The following is an 18,275-nucleotide window of genomic DNA, read 5'->3' as shown; positions in this document are numbered from 1 at the left end:
CGCCGTCAGTCCAGCGCGCTGCGGCGGTGCTGGCGGGGCACGAAGCGGCCGGTGCCGGGCTTGGCCTTCACCTCCGTGCCGTTCCAGATCTCCTGCCCACGCAGGATCGTGCTGGCGACACGCGCCTTCATCGGGCGGCCGTGATAGGGCGACCAGCGCGCATCCTCCCGGTCCTGGATGATGCGTTCGTCGAAGACGAAGTCGCCGGTCTCCAGGATGCAGAAATCGGCATCGGCGCCGAGGCGGATGCCGCCCTTCACGGGATCGAGCCCGTGGTAGCGCGCGGGCTGTTCGCTGCACATCCGCGCCATGACGGTCGGCGGCAGGCCGCGCTCGACCAGCAGCGTGTACATCAGCGGCGCGAAGCTCTGCAGCCCTGTCAGCCCCGCGCCAACCGCGAAGATGTCGCCGGTATACTGCTTCTTGGGCTTCGGCCAGGGCGCATGGTCCGTCGAGATGTAGGCCATGGTGCCGGCCTTCAGCGATTCCCACATGCGCTCCACCTCCTCCGCCGTGCGGAAGGGGGGGTTGCACTTGCCGAAGCCCTGCAGGCGGACGATGTCCTCCTCCGTCATGCAGAGGTACTGGATGCAGGCCTCGCCGGAGGCCTTGGCGCCCATCTTCCGGTAGACCTGCGCCAGGTCGAAGCCGCGCGCGATGGAGGAATGCGCGATGTGGACATGCGCGCCGGTCTCCAGCGCCATCTCGAAGATCTCGAGATCCGCCATGCTCTCGGCCAGGGGCGGGCGGGTGCGGCAATGCCAGATCGGGCTGGTGTTGCCCGCGGCCTTCGCGGCTTCCGTCAGCTTGACGACGAGTTCCTGGTCCTCGTTGTGCACGGCGACCATCAGGCCGGTCTTCGCCATCTCCGCGAAGGCCGCCAGCATGGTCGGGTGATCGATGCGCGGGAAGCGGTGCGCGTCGTATTCGTAGGTGGAGACCTTGAAGGCGGAGGCGCCGGCTTCCGCGATGGCGGCGATGTCGTCGAGCCCCCCATCCTTCCGGATGGTGCCGTAGAGCGCCATGTCCACATGCGACAGGCGGTGCACATGCTCCACCTTGTCGGCGAAGATCGCGGCGCTGGTCACGGGGTTCGGCACATCATAGGGCATGTCGCAGACGGTGGTGACGCCGCCGGCGGCGGCCGACATGGTGGCCCCCTCGATCCCCGGCCAGCCGGTGCTGCTGGAGGTGTGCATGTGGCCATCGACCAGGCCCGGCATCACCACCTTGCCGCGGTGGTCCGCCACCGCCTTGGCGGGCGGCGCCTCGCCCTCGCCGATCGCGGCGATGCGCCCGGCGCGGATGCCGACGTAACCATCCGACACCACGCGGTCCGACAGCACGAGGTCGCCACGAAGCAGGAGGTCATAGGGGGCATCGGTCATCAGGAACTGGCCTCTCGGGACAAGGATGGCCCGCAGGCTAGGCTGCCGGGCGGGCTTCGCCAATCCTTGCCGCCCCGCGCTTCACAGCGCGGCCTCGCCCTCCGGCCTGAACAGGATCTCGGCCTCGACGCCGGCGGGGGCGAAGCGGAGGGTCACCGTGGCGTCGGCGCCGAGGTCCGAGGCCAGGCCGCGTTCCAGAAGCCTGGTGCCGAAACCGCGCCGGGCAGGGGGGGCGGAGACGGGCGGGCCGCCGGATTCCCGCCAGGAGAGGCGGAGCGATTCCCCCTGCCAGGCGGCCTCCAGCCGGACCTGGCCGCCCGGGAGGGACAGGCCGCCATGCTTCACCGCGTTGGTGGCCAGTTCGTGCAGCGCCAGCACCATGGCCTGGCCCTGGCGGGGGTCGAGGCGCACGCCCCCCAGCCCCCGCATCACCACCCGATCGGGCGCGTCCGGGGCGATCCAGGGCGCCAGGGCCGCCCGTGCCAGCGCGCCGAGATCGGCCGAATGCCAGGCGGTTTCCGTCAGCAGGTCATGGGCATGGGCCAGCACGCGCAACCGGCCCGCGAAATCCTCGGCGAAGCGCGCCGGATCGCCGCGGCTGCCGCGCAGCGTCTGGCTGGCGATGGCCTGCACCGTCGCCAGCACATTCTTCACGCGGTGGTTCAACTCGGCGACCAGCAGCGCCTGGCGGCGCTCCGCCTGGCGACGCTCCGTGATGTCCTGCACCATGGAGACGGTGCGCGTCGGCTGGCCATCGGCATCCCGGGCGGCGACGGCGGCGCTGATCCGGACCCAGATCACGGTCCCGTCGGGGCGCAGGTAGCGCTTGTCGCCCTCCCGCTGTCCCTCCGCCGACGAGGCGGCGAGGCGGGAGATGTTGATGCCACGGTCGTCGGGATGGGTGACGTCATCGGGGCCGAGGCCACGGTCGATGATCTCCGCCTGGTCGAGCCCGACCAGTTCGGTGAAGCGACGGTTGACGCGGCGGTAGCGGTTGGTGGCCACGTCCACCTCCGTCACCCCCGCGGCGGCGGTATCGAAGATGGCGCGGAACTCGGCCTCGCTGGCGGCGAGGGCCCGTTCGGCCTCGTCCCGCGCCGTCTCGTCGCGCAGCGTCAGCACGGCGCCGTTGGGCTGGCCCGCGGCGTCGCGCAGGGGTCGGGCGCTGCCGGCGGCAAGCACGACCGTCCCGTCCGGACGCCGCACGCGCCAGCGCGCATCGGTCACGACCTCCCCATGCCGCACGGCGCGGAACATGGGCAGGGTTTCCGGCGGGTGGGGACGACCATCCTCCGTCAGCAGGGTGTAGGCGGCCGAATAGCGCTCGGGCGGGACGCCGAGCTCGCTGGTCCCATGGATGCGGGCGGCGGCTTCGTTGATGAAGACGATGCGGCCGTCCCGATCCGCGACGACGACGCCTTCCGCCAGCTGCGACAGGATGGCGACGCGCTCCGCCGCCGCATCCTCCGACCGCTGCATGGCTTCGCCCAGCGCGGCGGTCCTTTCTTCCACCCGCTTCTCGAGGATGATCTTGGCTTCCGCGAGGCCCGCGGCGACGCGTTCCTCGGCCAGGCGGCGGCGGTTGAGGGCGGCGCCGATCACCAGCAGCGCCGCGGCCGCGCCGGTGGCGGCGAGGCCCTGTGGCAGGATGCTCCGCGTCCAGCGGCTGACGATGGCGCTGCGCGGGCGCGCGATGGCGACATGGGCGGAATACCCCGCCACGGCCTGCCAGGCCGAGAGGCGCTGCACGCCATCGACGCCTGACGCCCGCAGGGCCAGGAAGGAGTCCTCGCTCCGCTCGAGCTTCGCCGGCACATCCCCGTCGCGGGAGATGCGCAACTGCGTCGGATCCCCCGGCGGCGGCACGGAACGCGCGAGCACCCGGCCATCCCGCCGGACCAGGCTCAGGATGTCGGTCGGCTCCAGCGCCAGGCGGCGGAGGTTCTCCGCCATGTCGTCCACATAGATGGAGTAGTTCAGCACGCCCTCATAGGTGCCGCCGGGAAGGTTGCCGGAGGGCGCGCGCCGGCGCGTCAAGGCGAAGTAGGCATCGGGTTCGATGCGGCCGACATGCACGCTGCTGAGATGCGGCTCCGGCTCCGCCGGATTGCGCAGCACCTGGTTGAACTCGCGATCGGAGAGGTCGAGATCGCGCGGCACGGGATAGAGGCTGGCACTGACGAGGGGACGACCCGAGGCGTCGAAGGCGAAGATCGAGATGTGGTAGGTGGAGGCCGGGCCCTTGTCGGCGATGCGGGCGAAGGCGCCGTGCAGCCGCGCTTCCTGGTCACGGATCGCGTCGTCATCCAGACCGGCCAGCAGATCGTTCGCCCTGTCGAGCCGCAGGGCATGGCTGTCGAGGATACGGCGGACGTATTCGCTCGCGGTCTGGGCGCCACGGCGAAGGTCACTCGCCGCATCGTCCCAGGTCGCGTGCCAGGAATGGGCGGCGGAGATCGCGAAGAGGATGGCGGGGATCAGGATTGCGGCGACCTGGCCCAGCAGGTCCACGCGGGTCTGACGGCGTCGCAGGGGCGCGGGTGCGATGTCGCCTCGGCCGAAAGCCGTAGCCATATTTTCAGACGATCCTCCGCGGGGCGGACCGAACATCGCAGTTCAATACGCTTTCTCAACTCAAAGGAACGTCAGGGGTTGCTGGTGCCGATTCATTGATCAGATCGATGAAGAAGAAGGCCATCGCACCGTGTGGATGCGATCGTTTGCACAGAATTTCTCCAGAAGGTTGCTGGCACGTCGATTGCTAATGACCGCGGCGTAACGCACCGGGACGAGACCATGCAGCGTCGAAACCTGATCGCCAGCGCCGCCGCCGGCACCGCCGGGGCACTGGCCGCGCCCGCGGTCGCCACCGCCCAGACCACCTTCAACTGGCGCATGACCAGTTTCTACGGCCCGCAGGCTGCCTTCTATTCCACGGGCCCCGGCAGCGCGCGGGACCTGATCGACCGCATCCAGCGCATGTCGAACAACCGCATCCGAATCCAGTTCTTCGGCGCGGGCGAGCTCATCCCGGCGGCCGAGGGCTTCGACGCCGTCAGCAGCGGCATCGTCGAGATGAACTACGCCAACGCCTATTTCTGGACCGGCAAGACCTTCGCCGCGCAGTACTTCACCGCCGTGCCCTTCGGCCTGAACTTCCAGGGGCTGAACGGCTGGATGTATGATGGCGGCGGGCTGGATCTCTGGCGGGAGGTCTATGACCGCTTCAACCTGGTGCCCTTCCTCTGCGGCAACACCGGCGTGCAGATGACCGGCTGGTTCCGCCGCCCGATCGAGAAGATCGAGGATCTGCGCGGCCTCAAGATGCGCATCCCGGGCCTGGCGGGCCGCGTCTACCAGAAGTTCGGCGTCGATGTCCGCCTGCTGCCGGGCGGCGAGATCTTCCCCGCGCTGGAACGCGGCGTGATCGATGCGGCGGAGTTCGTGGGGCCGTTCCTCGACCGCCAGCTCGGCCTGCAGCGCGTGGCGAAGTTCTACCACACGACGGGATGGCACGAGACGGCGACGGCCTCCGAGCTCATCATCAACAAGGCCGCCTGGAACCGGCTGCCCGCCGACCTCAAGGCGATCGTCGAGAACGCCGTCGCGGCCTGCAACGTCATCAGCGAGGCCTGGTGCCAGAAGAACAATGCCGAAGCGATGCAGGACCTGGTGCGGAACCAGGGCGTGACCGCGCTGCCGCTGCCCGATGCGGTGATCGAGGCGCTGCGGGCGGAAACCGCGGCCGTGCTGGCGGAAGCCGTGGCGCGCGATCCCGTCACGAAGCGCGTGCATGACAGCTACATGGCCTACAAGGCGCAGTTCGACAGCTGGTCCGGCTACAGCGAGGCGATCTACCACGGCAAGATCCGCCAGGGTTAGTCGATGACACTGTCCGGTGCGGCCGACGCGATCGACGACATCGTCGATCGCATCGGCCAGCTTTCCGCGCTCGCCGTCGCGGCCCTCGTGCTGGTGATGGCGAGCAATGTCCTGCTGCGCTACGGCTTCTCGCTGGGCTCCGTCTGGGCGCAGGAGCTGGAGTGGCACCTGATGTCGCCCATCGCGCTGATCGGCGCGGCCTATGCGCTGCGGCATGGGGAGCATGTGCGGGTCGATGTGCTCTATGCCGGCTTCTCGCCGCGCATGAAGGCGCTGGTGGACCTGGTGGCGGGCATCGCGGGCTGCGTCGTCTGCGTGCTCGTGATCCAGCTGTCCTGGCGCTACGTGATGCAGAGCTACGGGCAGGATGAGGGATCGGCCAATCCCGGCGGCATCCCCGCGCGCTACATCCTGAAGGCCTTCATCCCCGCGGGCTTCGCGCTGCTGCTGCTGCAATTCGTGGCGGAGACGCTGCGCGCCGCATCCCGCCTGCGCGGCTGAGGACACCATGCCACTCACGGAACTCTACGCCATCCTGATGCTGGTGGCGTTCTTCGGGCTGCTCATGGCGGGCATCCCGGTCGCGCTGACGCTGGCCATCTCCGGCTTCGTGTTCGGCTGGCTCGGCTTCGGGCCGATGCTGTTCAACCTGCTGCCGGCGCGCATCTACGGCGTCGTCACCAGCTACTCCCTGCTCGCCATCCCGCTCTTCGTCTTCATGGGCGTGGCGCTCGAGAAATCGAAGCTGGCCGAGGATTTGATGGAGGTGGTGGGCCGGCTGTCCGGCGCGCTGCGCGGCGGGCTCGGCCTCGGTATCGTCTTCGTCGGCGTGCTGATGGGCGCGACCACGGGGATCGTCGGCGCCACCGTCGTGACGCTGGGGCTGCTGACGCTGCCGGCGCTGCTGCGGCGCGGCTATGATCCGGGCCTGTCCTGCGGCGTGATCTGCGCGTCGGGTACGTTGGGGCAGATCATCCCGCCGAGCCTGATCCTGATCCTGCTGGCGGACATCATGAACCTGTCGGTCGGCACGCTCTTCGCGGCCGCCATGATCCCGGGGCTGATGCTGGCGGGAATCTACTGCGCCTACATCCTGGCGCTCGGCATCCTGAAGCCGGAGATGGTGCCCGCGGTGCCGGCGGAGGAGCGGGCACTGATCTCGACGAAGCAGCTGCTGGTCAAGCTGGCCAAGGTGATCGCCCCGCCGCTCGGCCTGGTCTTCGCCGTGCTGGGCTCCATCATCGCGGGCATCGCGGCGCCGACGGAAGCGGCGGCGATGGGCGCCATCGGGTCCATGCTGGTCTGCGCGCTGGGGCGGCGGCTGGACTGGATGCTGGTCAAGGAAACGCTGCGCAGCACGGCGCGCATCACGGCGATGATGATGTTCATCCTGATCTGCGCCCAGGTCTTCGCGCTGTCCTTCCGCGGGCTGCAGGGGGAGCAGCTGGTGCATGACCTCTTCGCCTTCCTGCCCGGCGGCATCGAGGCCGATATCTGGTTCATGCTGCTGCTGATCTTCGTCCTTGGCTTCTTCCTTGAATGGATCGAGATCAGCTACATCGCCGTGCCGCTGTTCCTGCCGATCTTCGCGCAAGCCGGCGTGGACCCGGTCTGGCTCGCGGTGCTGATCTGCGTGATGCTGCAGACCAGCTTCTTGACGCCGCCCTTCGGCTGGGCGCTGTTCTTCCTGAGGAGCGTCGCGCCACCGGAGATCACGACGCGTGACATCTATGTCGGCGTCATCCCCTTCGTGGCGATGCAGGTGATGGCGGTGGCGCTCGTGTTCTTCGCACCCGCGCTTGCGACTTGGCTGCCCAAGGCCATCGGCTGGTGAGGCAGGACGGGGGGCGGAGCCCCGCCCCCCCCTTCCGGTTACGCCGCGAGCGCCGGGTAGTCCGTGTAGCCCTTGGCGCCGCCGCCGTAGAAGGTGGCGGTGTCCGGCGGCGTCAACTCGGCGCCCTTCTGCAGCCGCGCCGGCAGGTCCGGGTTGCTGATGAACTTGGACCCGAAGGCGATGAAGTCCGCCCGGCCGCTGGCGATATCCGCCTGCGCGCGGTCGCGGTCATAGCCGCCATTCAGGATGATCGGCCCGCCGAAGTTGCGGCGCGCCATGGCGGCGATGTCGAAGGGCGGCTTCGCATCGAGGATGTGCAGGAAAGCGAGGCCACGTCCGCCCAGCGCCTTCGTGACGTAGTCGTAGGTCTCCTCGGCATTGGGGTCGGCGATGTCGTTGAAGGGGTTGCCGGGGCTGATGCGCACGCCGACGCGGCCGGCGCCGATCGCCTTCACCGAGGCCTCCACGATCGCGACCAGGAAGCGGGCCCGGTTCTCCACGCTGCCGCCCCACTGGTCGGTGCGCTGGTTGGCGTTGGGGGCCAGGAACTGGCCGGGCAGGTAGCCATTGGCGGCATGCACCTCCACGCCATCGAGTCCGGCCTTCACGGCATTGGCGGCCGCCTGGCCATAGGCGGCGATCAGCGCCTCGATCTCCGCCGGTTCCAATGCGCGCGGCGTGGCCAGCGGCTTCATGCCCTCATAGGTGAAGATCTCACCCTTGGCGGCGATGGCGGAGGGGGCGACGGGCTGCGCGCCTTCCTGGAAATCGGGGTGGGAGATGCGGCCGACATGCATGATCTGCGCGACGATGCGCCCGCCCTTGGCGTGCACCGCATCGGCCACGCCGCGCCAGCCTTCGACCTGCGCGTCGCTGTAGAGGCCGGGGATGTCGATGTAGCCTCGGCCATTGGCGGCGGGGGTCGTGCCCTCCGTCACGATCAGGCCGGCGGAGGCGCGCTGCGCGTAGTATTCGGCCATCAGCGCATTGGGCAGGTTGCCCGGCGCGCGGTTGCGCGTCATGGGCGCCATGACGATGCGGTTGGCGACTTGGATGTCGCCGAGCTGCGCGGGGGCGAAGAGGTCGCGGGTTTCGGTCATCGGGGTAGTTCCTGGGAGGGGCCGGCGGCGGGGATGCGCCGCGGCGTTGGGGCGAGAGTTGGGCGCGGCGGGCGCGGCGCGCCACCTCGCCGCTTCGATGGCCGTCATTCGCGGGGGTGATGAAACGGGCTTGCGGCGCGTAAGGTCGGGCAGCGGGAGGTTACCCATGCCGCCATCCATGGCTGTCATCACGCTCGCCGTGGCCGATCTGGCCCGCGCCCGCCGCTTCTCCGAGGAGGGGTTCGGCTGGCCCCCCGTCTTCGCGAATGAGGAGATTGTCTTCACCCAGATGAATGGCTTCGTGCTGGGGTTGTGGCTGCGCCCGGCCATGGAGGCGGATACGGGCCGCGCCGCCACGGAATCGGGGGCCGTCGCGCTGGCGCGTAATGTGCGGACCGAAGCCGAGGTCGCGGCGGTGATGGAGCGGCTGCTGGCGTCGGGCGGCACCCTGCTGCGGCCCGCCGATGCGCCACCCCATGGCGGCCTGCGCGGCTATGTCGCGGACCGCGACGGCCATGCCTGGGAGATCGCCTGGAACCCTGCCTGGCCGATCGACGGCCAGGGGCGCGTGACCTTCAGCCCCGGATGACGGTGCGGATGGCGAAGCTCGACTGGATGCGCGCGACGCCGGGCATGCGGGACAGCGCTTCCTTGTGGATGCGCTCGTAATCGGCGGCGTCCCGCGCCTCCACCCGCAGCAGGTAGTCGGCGATGCCGGTCATCAGGTAGCACTCCCGCACCTCCGGGCAGCGGCGGACCGCTTCCTCGAAGCGCTTGAGGTGGTCGTCGGTCTGCCGTTCGAGGGTGATCTGGACGATGACGACAACGGCGCCCTGCGGGGCCGCATCCTCCACCACTACCGTGTAGCCGCGGATCGTCCCGTCCCGCTCCAGCATCCGCAGGCGGCGGAGGCAGGCGGAGGGGCTGAGGCCGACCGTCTCAGCCAGCTTCGCATTGGGCATGCGGCCATCGACGCGCAGGGCGCGGATGATGGCGCGGTCGATGTCGTCCATGGCGTCCGGTCGATCCTGCGGATTCTTCGCAGGATATTGCGTGAATTGCCCCCTGGCGAGGCATCCTGCGTCAATCGCGCAGGATATTCACCGCTTCGGCTTCTATCCTTCATTGATCAGCAACGGAGCGGTGGCAATGCGCGTCGTGGTGCTCGGCAGTGGTGTGGTGGGCGTGACGAGCGCCTGGTACCTGGCCCGCGCGGGCCACCAGGTGACGGTGCTGGACCGCCAACCGGCGGCCGGCATGGAGACGAGCTTCGCCAATGCGGGGCAGGTCTCCCCCGGCTATTCCGCCCCCTGGGCCGGCCCCGGCATCCCCATCAAGGCGCTGAAGTGGCTGATGATGCGCCACCGGCCGCTGGTGCTGTGGCCCAGCATGGATAGCGGCCTCTACGGCTGGCTGGCGCAGATGCTCGCGAACTGCACGGAAGCCGCCTATGGCCGCAACAAGGCGCGGATGGTGCGCCTCGCCGAGTATTCGCGCGACTGCCTGAAGGATCTGCGCGACGATACCGGCATCCAGTATGACCAGCGCACCCGGGGCACGCTGCAGCTGTTCCGCACGCAGAAGCAGCTGGATTCCATCGGCGCCGACATCGAGGTGCTGAAGGGCTTCGGCGTACGCCACAGCGTGCTGGACCCCGCCGGATGCATCGCGGCGGAGCCGGCGCTCGGCCTGGTGCCCGGCAAGTTCGTGGGCGGGCTGCAGCTGCCGGGTGACGAGACGGGCGATGCCCACATCTTCACCCAGCGCCTCGCGGCCCTGGCCGCGGCGGCGGGCGTGGTGTTCCGCCACGGCGTGACGGTGAAGGCGCTGGAGACCGAGGCCGGGCGCGTGAGTGGCGTCGTGACCGATACCGGCCGCGTCACCGCGGACCACTACGTCGTCGCCATGGGCAGCTATTCGCCGGCGCTGCTGCGGCCGCTCAACGTGCATGTGCCGGTCTATCCGGTGAAGGGATATTCGCTGACGCTGCCGATCACGGATGAAAGCGCCGCACCCGTCTCCACGGTGATGGACGAGACCTACAAGGTCGCGATCACGCGGCTCGGCGACCGCATCCGCGTGGGCGGCACGGCGGAGCTGGCGGGCTTCTCGCTGAAGCTCCGCAAGCCGCGGCGGGAGACGCTGGCCCACAGCGTCGGCGACCTGTTCCCGAAGGGCGGCGACATCGAGCGTGCGAGCTTCTGGACGGGGCTCCGCCCGATGACGCCGGACGGCACGCCGGTGGTGGGGCCGACGCGCTATGCGAACCTGTCGCTGAATACCGGCCATGGCACGCTGGGCTGGACCATGGCCTGCGGATCGGGCCGCCTGCTGGCGGACCTCGTCACCGGGCGCAAGCCCGACATCGCCGCGGACGACTTGGCGCTGGAGCGCTATGCCGTCGCCTGAGGCGGCGCCAGGGCGTCGAGGTGGCGGGCGACGAAATCCAGCCGGTCCTGGCCCCAGAAGATCTCGTCGCCGATGACGTAGCTCGGCGCGCCGAAAACGCCGCGCGCGAGCGCCGCCTCGCTCTCGGCCAGGCGCATCGCGGCCCAGCGGGGATCCTCCGCCAGCGCCAGCAGGGCAGGGGCGTCCAGGCCCGATTCCGTGACCAGGCGCGTCAGCGTCGCAGGGTCGGCGGGGTTCTCCTCCTTCTCCCACAGCGCGCGCAGGATGCGGTGTGCGAGCGTGACGGCCGCGGTGTCACCGATACTCTCCCGCGCCGCGATCACGACATGCGCGGCGAAGACCTCATCGAACGGAGAGTGCTTCGGCGTCAGGACGATCGGGGCGCCGAGATGGGCGCGCCAGCGCCGCAATTCCTGCATGCGGTAGGCCTGGCGCTGCGGGCTGCGCTTGGGCAGGGGCAGGCCGCCGGAGGCGGGGAAGATCGTCTCCCGGTAGTCGCAGGGATGAACGCGGAGCCTGGCCCCGTGCCTCGCGGCCAGGGCCTCGATCCGCGCGGCGCCCAGATGCGCCCAGGGGCTGTTGAGGCTGATGTAGTAGTCGATCATCGTTGGCATCACGATCTCCCTTTGCGGCGATGTTCGCGACGCAGGCGGCGCGGCGCAATCGTGATGCTTGCAGGGCGGCCCTGCGCGCGCTGCCCTACGACCCCGGCCGCAGCGGGATCACGCGCTGCATCGCGCAGGACACGGCATCGCCGGTGGCGAAGGCCGGCGCGGCGGCAGGCGTGACGACAAAGAGTTCGCCGGCCGGGGTCTGGACCTCGTATTCGCGGGTCTGGCCCAGGAAGGCCGCGCGCTGGATGCGGCCGGCCAGGCCGGGAGCGCCTTCGGGCTGGAGCATGATGGATTCGGGGCGAACGGCGATCTGCGCAGGGCCGGCCGGATGGGCACGCATGAGGGTGTCCAGCGCGGTGCCGCCCAGCGCGATGCGGTTGGGACCGAGCACTTCGCCCTGGATGACGTTCGCCTCCCCCATGAAGTCGGCGATGAAGGCGTCGGCCGGGTCCTCGTAGAGGGCGTTCGGCGTGCCCATCTGCGCGATCTTACCGGCGCGCATGACGCAGACGAGGTCGGAGACGGCCAGCGCCTCCTGCTGGTCATGCGTGACATAGACGACGGAGAGGTCGAGCTTCTTCTGCAGGTCCCGGATGTCCTCGCGCACGCGGCGGCGGAGGCGCGCGTCGAGGTTCGACAGCGGCTCGTCGAAGAGGAGGACCTTCGGGCGGAGCACGAGGGCGCGGGCGACGGCGACGCGCTGCTGCTGCCCGCCCGAGAGTTCGGAGGGCAGGCGCTGGCCCAGGCCCTCGAGCCCGAGCGTCTTCAGCATGGCCAGCGCTTCCGCCTCCGCGGAGGCCTTGCGGGCGCCGTTGACGAGCAGGCCGTAGGAGACGTTTTCCAGCACATTCATGTGCGGGAAGAGCGCGTAGGATTGGAACACCATCGCGATCTTCCGCTCGGCAGCCGCGAGGGCCGTGACGTCGCGGCCCTCGATCTCGATCCGGCCGCTGGTCGGCAGTTCCAGGCCCGCCACCAGGCGAAGCGTCGTGGTCTTGCCGCAGCCGGAGGGGCCGAGGAGAGTGACGAGCGCGCCGCGGGGCAGGGCGAAGGAGACCTCGTCCACCGCGCGGAAGCTGCCGAAGGCCTTGGTGATGCGGTCGAAGGTGATGGAGACGTCGGACATCGGCGTCAGGCTCCGGCGTGCATGGTGGTGGGCGTGGCAGCGCGGCGGCCGATCTGCGCGCGGCCGACCAGCTTCTCGATGCCGAGCACGACGGCCAGCATGATGACGATCAGCACCGTGGAATAGGCGATGGCGAGCGCCATCTCCCCGGCCTCCACGCGGCCGACGATGTAGACGGTGGCGAGGTTGTGCTGCGCGGAGACGAGGAAGATCACCGCCGAGACCGCCGTCATCGCATGGACGAAGCTGAAGGCCAGCGAGGCGACGATCGCGGGCCGCAGCAGCGGCAGCACGACGCGGCGTAGCGTGGACAGCGCGCCACCACCCATGGTGGCGGAGGCCTCGTCCAGCGACTTGTCGATCTGCGCCAGCGCGGCGAGGCCGCCGCGCACGCCGACGGGCAGGTTGCGGAAGACGAAGCAGATGATGAGGATCAGCGCCGTGCCCGTCAGTTCGACGGGCGGCACGTTGAAGGCCATGACGTAGGAGACGCCGACCACGGTCCCCGGGATGGCGAAGGACAGCATGGTCATGAATTCCAGCGTGCCCCGTCCCTTGAAGGACTGCCGCGCGATCAGCCAGGCGAGCAGGATGCCGAGGCCCGCCGTCAGTGGCGCGGCGATGGCCGCGACCTCGATCGTCGTGAACAGGCTGTCCCAGGCGCTGCCGCGGAAGTCGAGGCCGTTGTGCCATTCGACCTCGAAGCCCGTCAGGAAGTGGCGCCAGGTGAATTCCATGTCGCCGCGGCCGATGTCGCGCACGAAGCCGCCGACCAGGATGATGCCGTAGACCACGGCGGTGAAGGCCATCCAGGGCCACACCACGATGGAGCAGCCGAGCTTGAGGCCCTTCGGCAGCGGCGCCGGCAGGCCGCTGTCGCCCTTGCCCGTGACGGTGGTGTAGCGCCGCTTGCCGAGCCAGAGCGCCTGCAGCGCGAAGGCGCCGAAGGTCAGCGCCAGCAGCAGCAGGGCCAGCGCAGCGGCGCGGCCCGGATCGTGCCGCGCGCCGGCGATGGCGAAGAAGATGCGGGTGGAGAGCACGTCGAAGTCGCCGCCCAGCACGAGGGGGTTGCCGAAATCGGCAAGGCTTTCCACGAAGCCCAGCAGGAAGGCGGCGGCGAGTGCGGGCTTCAGCAGCGGCCAGGTGACGCTGCGGAAGACCTTGAAGCGCTTCGCGCCCATGGTGCTGGCGGCTTCCTCCAGGCTCGGGGCGATGGCGCGCAGCGCGCCGTCCAGCAGCATGAAGGCGACGGGGGCCTGGGCCAGGACCTGGGCCAGCAGCACGCCCGGCAGCCCGTAGATCCAGCGGCTGCGCGGGATGTCGAAATGCTCCCACAGGAAGCCGGTGACGATGCCGGTGCGTCCGAACAGGACGATCAGGGCGAGCGACACCACGAAAGGCGGCGTGATGAGGGGCAGGATCGTCATCGCGCGGAAGGCGACGGCGCCGCGGACATTGCCGCGCACGGCGAGCAGCGCGAAGCCGAGGCCGAGCAGGGTGGAGATCACGCCCGTCAGCGTCGCCAGCAGCAGCGTGTTCCACACCACGCCGCAGCCGGCATGGGTGGTGACGCAGGCGAGCGACCAGGCCTCCGGCGCCGTCAGGCGGGCGGCCATGGCCTCCGGCGCGAAGCGCCCATCCTCATAGATCGCGGCGGAGAGGATGGTGACGAGCGGGATGAAGACGAAGAGCAGCAGGAGAAAGGCGCTGCCGCAGACGAGGAAGCTGACGAAGGCATCCGCGCCGAAGCTGCCGCGCGCCGCAAGCCCCGCGGAGAACAGCGCGACGCCGCCCGCCAGCACCAGCAGCGCGCCCCAGCCGAGCGAGGGCTGCGCCGGGGGCGCGCCGAGCAGCGGCGCCAGGCCTTCCCAGGCCAGGCCGCGCAGGCCGATGGCGTGGCCCATCAGGAAGATCCAGGCGACGACGCCGGCGCCGGCGACCATCATCAGCAGGCCCTGCGCCCGGCCCCGCAGCAGCGTGGGCGCCACGGCGGCCAGCAGCGCCGCCACCGGCCAGAGCCACCAGCGGGAGCCATCGAGCAGAAGCGCCACCAGTGGCGAGGCGGCGCCACGCGGCCAGGCGGCCAACGCCCCATTCTCAAGCCCGTGCCAGGGCGCGAGGAGGAAGCCGATCGCGGCGCAGAGCAGCGCCGCGCGGCCGAGGGTCAACGCGCCCATGGCGAAGGCTTAGCGGGAGCCGGCGCGTACTTCGCGTTCCCAGCGGGTGATCACGCGCGTGCGCTCCGCCGCCGAGCCCCAGCGCGCGAAATCATAGTCGATCATGCGGATGTTCTCGAAGCGCGGCGCCTGGGGCGGGATCGGGGCGTTGCGGTTGGAGGGCAGCTGGTAGGAATTGGCCTGCCCCGCGATGCCCTGCGCTTCCGGCGACAGCGCCCAGTCATAGAAGCGCCGCGCATTGTCCAGGTTGCGGGCGCCGCGGATGATGGACATGGAGCCGATCTCGTAGCCCGTGCCCTCGCAGGGGGCGACGATTTCCACGGGGGCGCCAGCGATCTTCTGGGTGACGGCATCATGCAGGAAGGTGATGCCGACAAGGGTTTCGCCGGTGGCGGCCGCGCGCGCCGGCGCGGCGCCGGAGCGCGTGTACTGGTTCACGTTGCGATGGAGCGCGCGGAGGTAGGTGAAGGCCGGTTCCTCCCCCATCACCTGCAGCAGCGTCGCGAGCATGGTGTAGGCGGTGCCGCTGGTGTTGGGATCGGCCACCTGGATCTCGCCGCGGAATTCCGGCTTGGCGAGGTCCGCCCAGCAGCGGGGCGCGGCGATGCGGCGGCGGTTCAGTTCCGTGACATTGTAGGAATAGCCGAGCGCGCCGGCATAGATGCCGACGGTGCGGAACTGCGTCTGCTCCGCCTGGCGCACCGCCCAATCATGCAACTCGGCAAGGCGGGGGGAGCGGTATTCGACGGTGAGGTTCTCCTCCGCCGCCTGCATATGCGGGTCGCCCGTGCCGCCCCACCAGACATCGCCGCGGGGATTGGTGGCCTCCGCACGGATCTGCGTCATCGTCTCGCCGCTCGACTTGCGGGTCATGGAGACGCGCACGCCTGACGCACGCTCGAAGGCCTGCATCATCGGCCGGCACCATTCCTCCTGCACCGAGCAGTAGACGACGAGGTTCCCCTGCGCGCTGGCGGCGGCCGGGAGCAAGGCGGTGCCGCCCAGCACAAGGCCGGTGGCGAGGAGACGGCGGGTGAGGGACATGGACGGAAACCTCCTGGTGTGGCCGGCCTTATCGGGCCGGTCCGGGACTTTGACGGTTCAGTTAAGGCCGGGCGGGCGGCAGGCTCAAGGGCCGAGGAGCGGTGCCAGGATGGAACCCAGCGCCGGCGCGCCGATGCCGACGGGATTGCCGCTGGCCAGCCAGTCGCCGCTGTCGAACTCGTTCACCCAGGCGCCGGCTTCCCGCGCGATGGCGACGGCGGCGCAGGCATCCCAGGAATTGATGTGCTGCTCGATATAGCCCTCCAGCCGGCCATTCGCGGCCTCCACCAGGCCGAGCGTGCCGGACCCGCCGACGCGGAGCCCCGCACCCATGCCCATGATGGACTGGCTGAGCTGGTGGAAGGCGGCGAGCGGACGGCGCATCGACCAGCCGACCTCGATGGTCGCGCGGGCCATGCTGTCGATGGCGGAGGCCTTGATGGGGACGCCGTTGAGCGTGGCGCCGCAGCCCTTGGCACCGGCAAAGACCTCGGACGGCACATAGCGGGCGACGGCGCCGACCACGGCCTTGCCGTCGAGCGCCATGCCGATGGAGACGCACCAGCGATGCCCGTTGCGGGAGAAGTTGGAGGTGCCATCGATGGGATCGATGATCCAGAGCGGGCCGTCCACGGCGCCAAGGCCGCCGCCCATCTCCTCGCCCAGCACGGCCTCCCCGGGGAAGATGGTGGCGAGGCGGTCGCGGATGAAGCGTTCGGTGGCGCCATCGGCCTCGGTCAGGAAGTCCTGGGCGCCCTTGAAGCTGGCCGCGCCCATGCCGCGGGCGCGCATGAGGAAGGCGCCCTGCGCCGCATCCCGCGCGATGGCGGCTGCCGCGTCGCGCCGCAGCGCGAGTTCGCGAGTATTCACTCGTAAGCCCCCATGACGTTCTGGTCGAAGTCGATCAGCGATCCCGTGACGATGCCCGAGGCATCGGACAGCAGATAGGTCGCGAGCCCCGCGACATCCGGCGCGCTGACCAGCCGCCCGAAGGGCTGCGCGGGCGCGGCGCGTTCCAGCCAGTCTGGCGGGTTGCCGTCCTTCTGCTGGATCACGTGTTCGCCCGGCGTGTCCGCCCAGCCGAGATTGATGCCGTTGACCCGGATGCGGTGCGGGCGGAGGCCGAGCGCGGTGTTCTTGGTCAGCACCGCGAGCGCGCCCTTGGACGACGAATAGCCGGTCAGGAAAGGCTGCCCGCCGTGGCTCGACATGGTGATGACGTTGACGATGGTGCCGGTGCGCTTCTCCGCCACCAGGCGGCGCGCGACCGCCTGCGTCAGGATGAAGGGCGCGCGGGCGTTGATGGCGAAAAGCCTGTCCCACAGCGTGACATCGGTGCCGAGGATGGTGCCGCGGTCGGTCAGACCCGCGGCGTTCACCAGCCCATCCACCAGGCCGAGCGCCGCTTCCGCCTGCGTGACGATGCCGGCGGTGGCTTCCGCATCCGCCAGGTCGGCCGCGACGAAATGCGCCTGCGCGCCGAGCGCCGTCAGCGCGGCGACGACGCTGGCACCCCGTTCGGCGTTGCGGCCGGTGATGCAGACGGCGCGGGCCCCGGCCTCCGCCGCGGCGATCGCGCAGGCCTCCCCGATTCCCTGCGTGCCGCCGGTGACGAGCACGCAGCGGCCTTCGAGCGAGACTGTCGGCAGGACGGTCATGCCACCTTCACCGGGCGGCCCTCGGTGAGGGAGCGGTAGGCGGCGTCGGCCAGCACCAGCGCCTGGCGGCCATCCTCCGCGCCGACGGGCATGGGCGTGCCCTTCTCGACGGCGTCAAGGAAGGCCGCCAATTCGATGCGGTAGGCATCGGCGTAGCGTTCCAGGAAGAAGTGCAGCGGCAGGTCGGTGGCAACATGCTTGCCATCGGCCTGCTCCACCGTGGTGCCGATGCGGTTGCCCGCGATGAGCCGCCCGGCGCTGCCATGCACCTCCACGCGCTGGTCGTAGCCATAGGCGGCGCGGCGGCTGTTGTTGATGTGCGCCATGCGGCCGGAGGCGGTCTTGAGGATGATCATGGCGCTGTCGATGTCGCCGGCCTCGCCGATCGCCTTGTCCACAAGGACGGCGCCGGTGGCGAAGACCTCGACGGGTTCCTCGCCCAGCATCCAGCGGGCCATGTCGAAATCGTGGATCGTCATGTCCCGGAACAGGCCGCCGGAGACCTTGATGTAGGAAACCGGCGGCGGGCCCGGGTCGCGGCTGGTGATGACCACCTGCTCGACGGCACCGATGGCGCCGGCGCCGATGCGGCGGTGGAGCTCAGCGAAGTTGGGGTCGAAGCGGCGGTTGAAGCCGACCAGCATGGGCACGCCGGCCTTGGCGACGGCGGCCAGGCAGGCATCGACGCGGGGCAGGGACAGGTCGATCGGCTTCTCGCAGAAGATGGCCTTGCCGGCCTCGGCGGCGGCGATGACCAGGTCCGCATGGGTGTCGGTGGAACTGGCGATGATGACGGCGCCCACGGCGGGGTCAGCCAGCGCGGTCGCGGTGTCGCTGACCGTGGCGCCATGCTTCGCGGCGAGCGCCGCGGCGGAGGGGGCGTGGACGTCCACGATGTGCCGCAGTGCCGCCCTTCCGCTGGCGGCGAGGTTGGCGGCGTGGATGGCGCCGATGCGCCCGGCCCCGAATTGTGCGAATTGCAGCATGGCGTCCCTTATGGCCCCCTGGGGACCGCGTTTGGCGGCCCCGGCTTGTGGGGCCTG

The 18,275-nt window shown here is 70.1% G+C and carries 16 protein-coding genes; 5 read left to right on the top strand and 11 right to left on the bottom strand.

What is annotated here, in order from left to right; genetic code table 11:
* Nucleotides 1-5: 5 nt before the first annotated feature.
* Entirely contained in the window at nucleotides 6-1,388 is a 1,383-nt protein-coding gene (locus tag G3576_RS03890) for a dihydroorotase (protein ID WP_164692979.1), read from the bottom strand.
* Nucleotides 1,389-1,469: 81 nt separating this feature from the next.
* Nucleotides 1,470-3,962 carry a PAS domain S-box protein gene (locus tag G3576_RS03885; protein WP_164692978.1) on the bottom strand — a complete coding sequence of 831 codons (2,493 nt, stop codon included), beginning with the start codon at nucleotides 3,960-3,962 and terminating at the stop codon, nucleotides 1,470-1,472.
* A gap of 222 nt (nucleotides 3,963-4,184) precedes the next feature.
* Between G3576_RS03885 and G3576_RS03880 the strand changes: the two genes are divergently transcribed.
* Genes G3576_RS03880 through G3576_RS03870 form a run of 3 tightly spaced genes read left to right on the top strand, consistent with a single transcriptional unit; the run spans nucleotide 4,185 to nucleotide 7,104 of the window.
* Nucleotides 4,185-5,270 carry a TRAP transporter substrate-binding protein gene (locus G3576_RS03880; protein ID WP_164692977.1) on the top strand — a complete coding sequence of 362 codons (1,086 nt, stop codon included), beginning with the start codon at nucleotides 4,185-4,187 and terminating at the stop codon, nucleotides 5,268-5,270.
* A 3-nt stretch (nucleotides 5,271-5,273) separates the two neighbouring features.
* Nucleotides 5,274-5,771, top strand: coding sequence for a TRAP transporter small permease subunit (locus tag G3576_RS03875; RefSeq protein WP_164692976.1), 498 nt, complete (start codon nucleotides 5,274-5,276; stop codon nucleotides 5,769-5,771).
* A gap of 7 nt (nucleotides 5,772-5,778) precedes the next feature.
* On the top strand, nucleotides 5,779-7,104 hold the full coding sequence (locus G3576_RS03870; protein WP_164692975.1) for a TRAP transporter large permease: 1,326 nt from the start codon (nucleotides 5,779-5,781) through the stop codon (nucleotides 7,102-7,104).
* Between the two features lie 38 nt (nucleotides 7,105-7,142).
* On the opposite strand, the gene G3576_RS03865 is transcribed toward G3576_RS03870, so the two are convergent.
* Nucleotides 7,143-8,204 carry an alkene reductase gene (locus G3576_RS03865; protein WP_164692974.1) on the bottom strand — a complete coding sequence of 354 codons (1,062 nt, stop codon included), beginning with the start codon at nucleotides 8,202-8,204 and terminating at the stop codon, nucleotides 7,143-7,145.
* A gap of 166 nt (nucleotides 8,205-8,370) precedes the next feature.
* On the opposite strand from G3576_RS03865, the gene G3576_RS03860 reads away from it, so the two are divergent.
* Nucleotides 8,371-8,793, top strand: a complete 423-nt coding sequence (locus tag G3576_RS03860; protein WP_164692973.1) for a VOC family protein — start codon at nucleotides 8,371-8,373, stop codon at nucleotides 8,791-8,793.
* On the opposite strand, the gene G3576_RS03855 is transcribed toward G3576_RS03860, so the two are convergent.
* Nucleotides 8,780-9,217 (bottom strand): Lrp/AsnC family transcriptional regulator, encoded by a 438-nt coding sequence (locus G3576_RS03855; RefSeq protein ID WP_164692972.1) that lies wholly within the window; start codon nucleotides 9,215-9,217, stop codon nucleotides 8,780-8,782. The genes G3576_RS03860 and G3576_RS03855 overlap by 14 nt on opposite strands.
* 136 nt (nucleotides 9,218-9,353) lie before the next feature.
* On the opposite strand from G3576_RS03855, the gene G3576_RS03850 reads away from it, so the two are divergent.
* Nucleotides 9,354-10,613 (top strand): D-amino acid dehydrogenase, encoded by a 1,260-nt coding sequence (locus tag G3576_RS03850; RefSeq protein ID WP_164693313.1) that lies wholly within the window; start codon nucleotides 9,354-9,356, stop codon nucleotides 10,611-10,613.
* On the opposite strand, the gene G3576_RS03845 is transcribed toward G3576_RS03850, so the two are convergent.
* From G3576_RS03845 to iolG, 7 genes are all read right to left on the bottom strand, one after another.
* Complete coding sequence (locus G3576_RS03845) at nucleotides 10,598-11,227, bottom strand: 2-hydroxychromene-2-carboxylate isomerase (RefSeq protein ID WP_164692971.1); 630 nt, start codon at nucleotides 11,225-11,227, stop codon at nucleotides 10,598-10,600. The two genes, G3576_RS03850 and G3576_RS03845, sit on opposite strands and share 16 nt — an antisense overlap.
* Nucleotides 11,228-11,312: 85 nt before the next feature.
* Complete coding sequence (locus G3576_RS03840) at nucleotides 11,313-12,353, bottom strand: ABC transporter ATP-binding protein (RefSeq protein WP_164692970.1); 1,041 nt, start codon at nucleotides 12,351-12,353, stop codon at nucleotides 11,313-11,315.
* 5 nt (nucleotides 12,354-12,358) lie between these two features.
* Nucleotides 12,359-14,530: an ABC transporter permease gene (locus G3576_RS03835; protein WP_164692969.1), complete on the bottom strand. Its 2,172-nt coding sequence runs from the start codon at nucleotides 14,528-14,530 to the stop codon at nucleotides 12,359-12,361.
* A gap of 9 nt (nucleotides 14,531-14,539) precedes the next feature.
* Complete coding sequence (locus G3576_RS03830) at nucleotides 14,540-15,574, bottom strand: ABC transporter substrate-binding protein (RefSeq protein WP_164692968.1); 1,035 nt, start codon at nucleotides 15,572-15,574, stop codon at nucleotides 14,540-14,542.
* A gap of 84 nt (nucleotides 15,575-15,658) precedes the next feature.
* The gene (locus G3576_RS03825) at nucleotides 15,659-16,444 is read right to left on the bottom strand and encodes an inositol monophosphatase family protein (RefSeq protein WP_164692967.1); all 786 of its coding nucleotides are present in this window, start codon (nucleotides 16,442-16,444) and stop codon (nucleotides 15,659-15,661) included.
* Nucleotides 16,441-17,232, bottom strand: coding sequence for an SDR family oxidoreductase (locus G3576_RS03820; RefSeq protein ID WP_164692966.1), 792 nt, complete (start codon nucleotides 17,230-17,232; stop codon nucleotides 16,441-16,443). Before G3576_RS03820 ends, G3576_RS03825 begins: the two co-directional genes overlap by 4 nt.
* Complete coding sequence (gene iolG / locus G3576_RS03815) at nucleotides 17,229-18,218, bottom strand: inositol 2-dehydrogenase (protein ID WP_164692965.1); 990 nt, start codon at nucleotides 18,216-18,218, stop codon at nucleotides 17,229-17,231. Before iolG ends, G3576_RS03820 begins: the two co-directional genes overlap by 4 nt.
* Nucleotides 18,219-18,275 lie beyond the last annotated feature (57 nt).

Source organism: Falsiroseomonas algicola (assembly GCF_011040385.1).
Lineage (GTDB): Bacteria > Pseudomonadota > Alphaproteobacteria > Acetobacterales > Acetobacteraceae > Falsiroseomonas > Falsiroseomonas algicola.
This window is presented reverse-complemented; position numbering and strand designations above follow the sequence as displayed.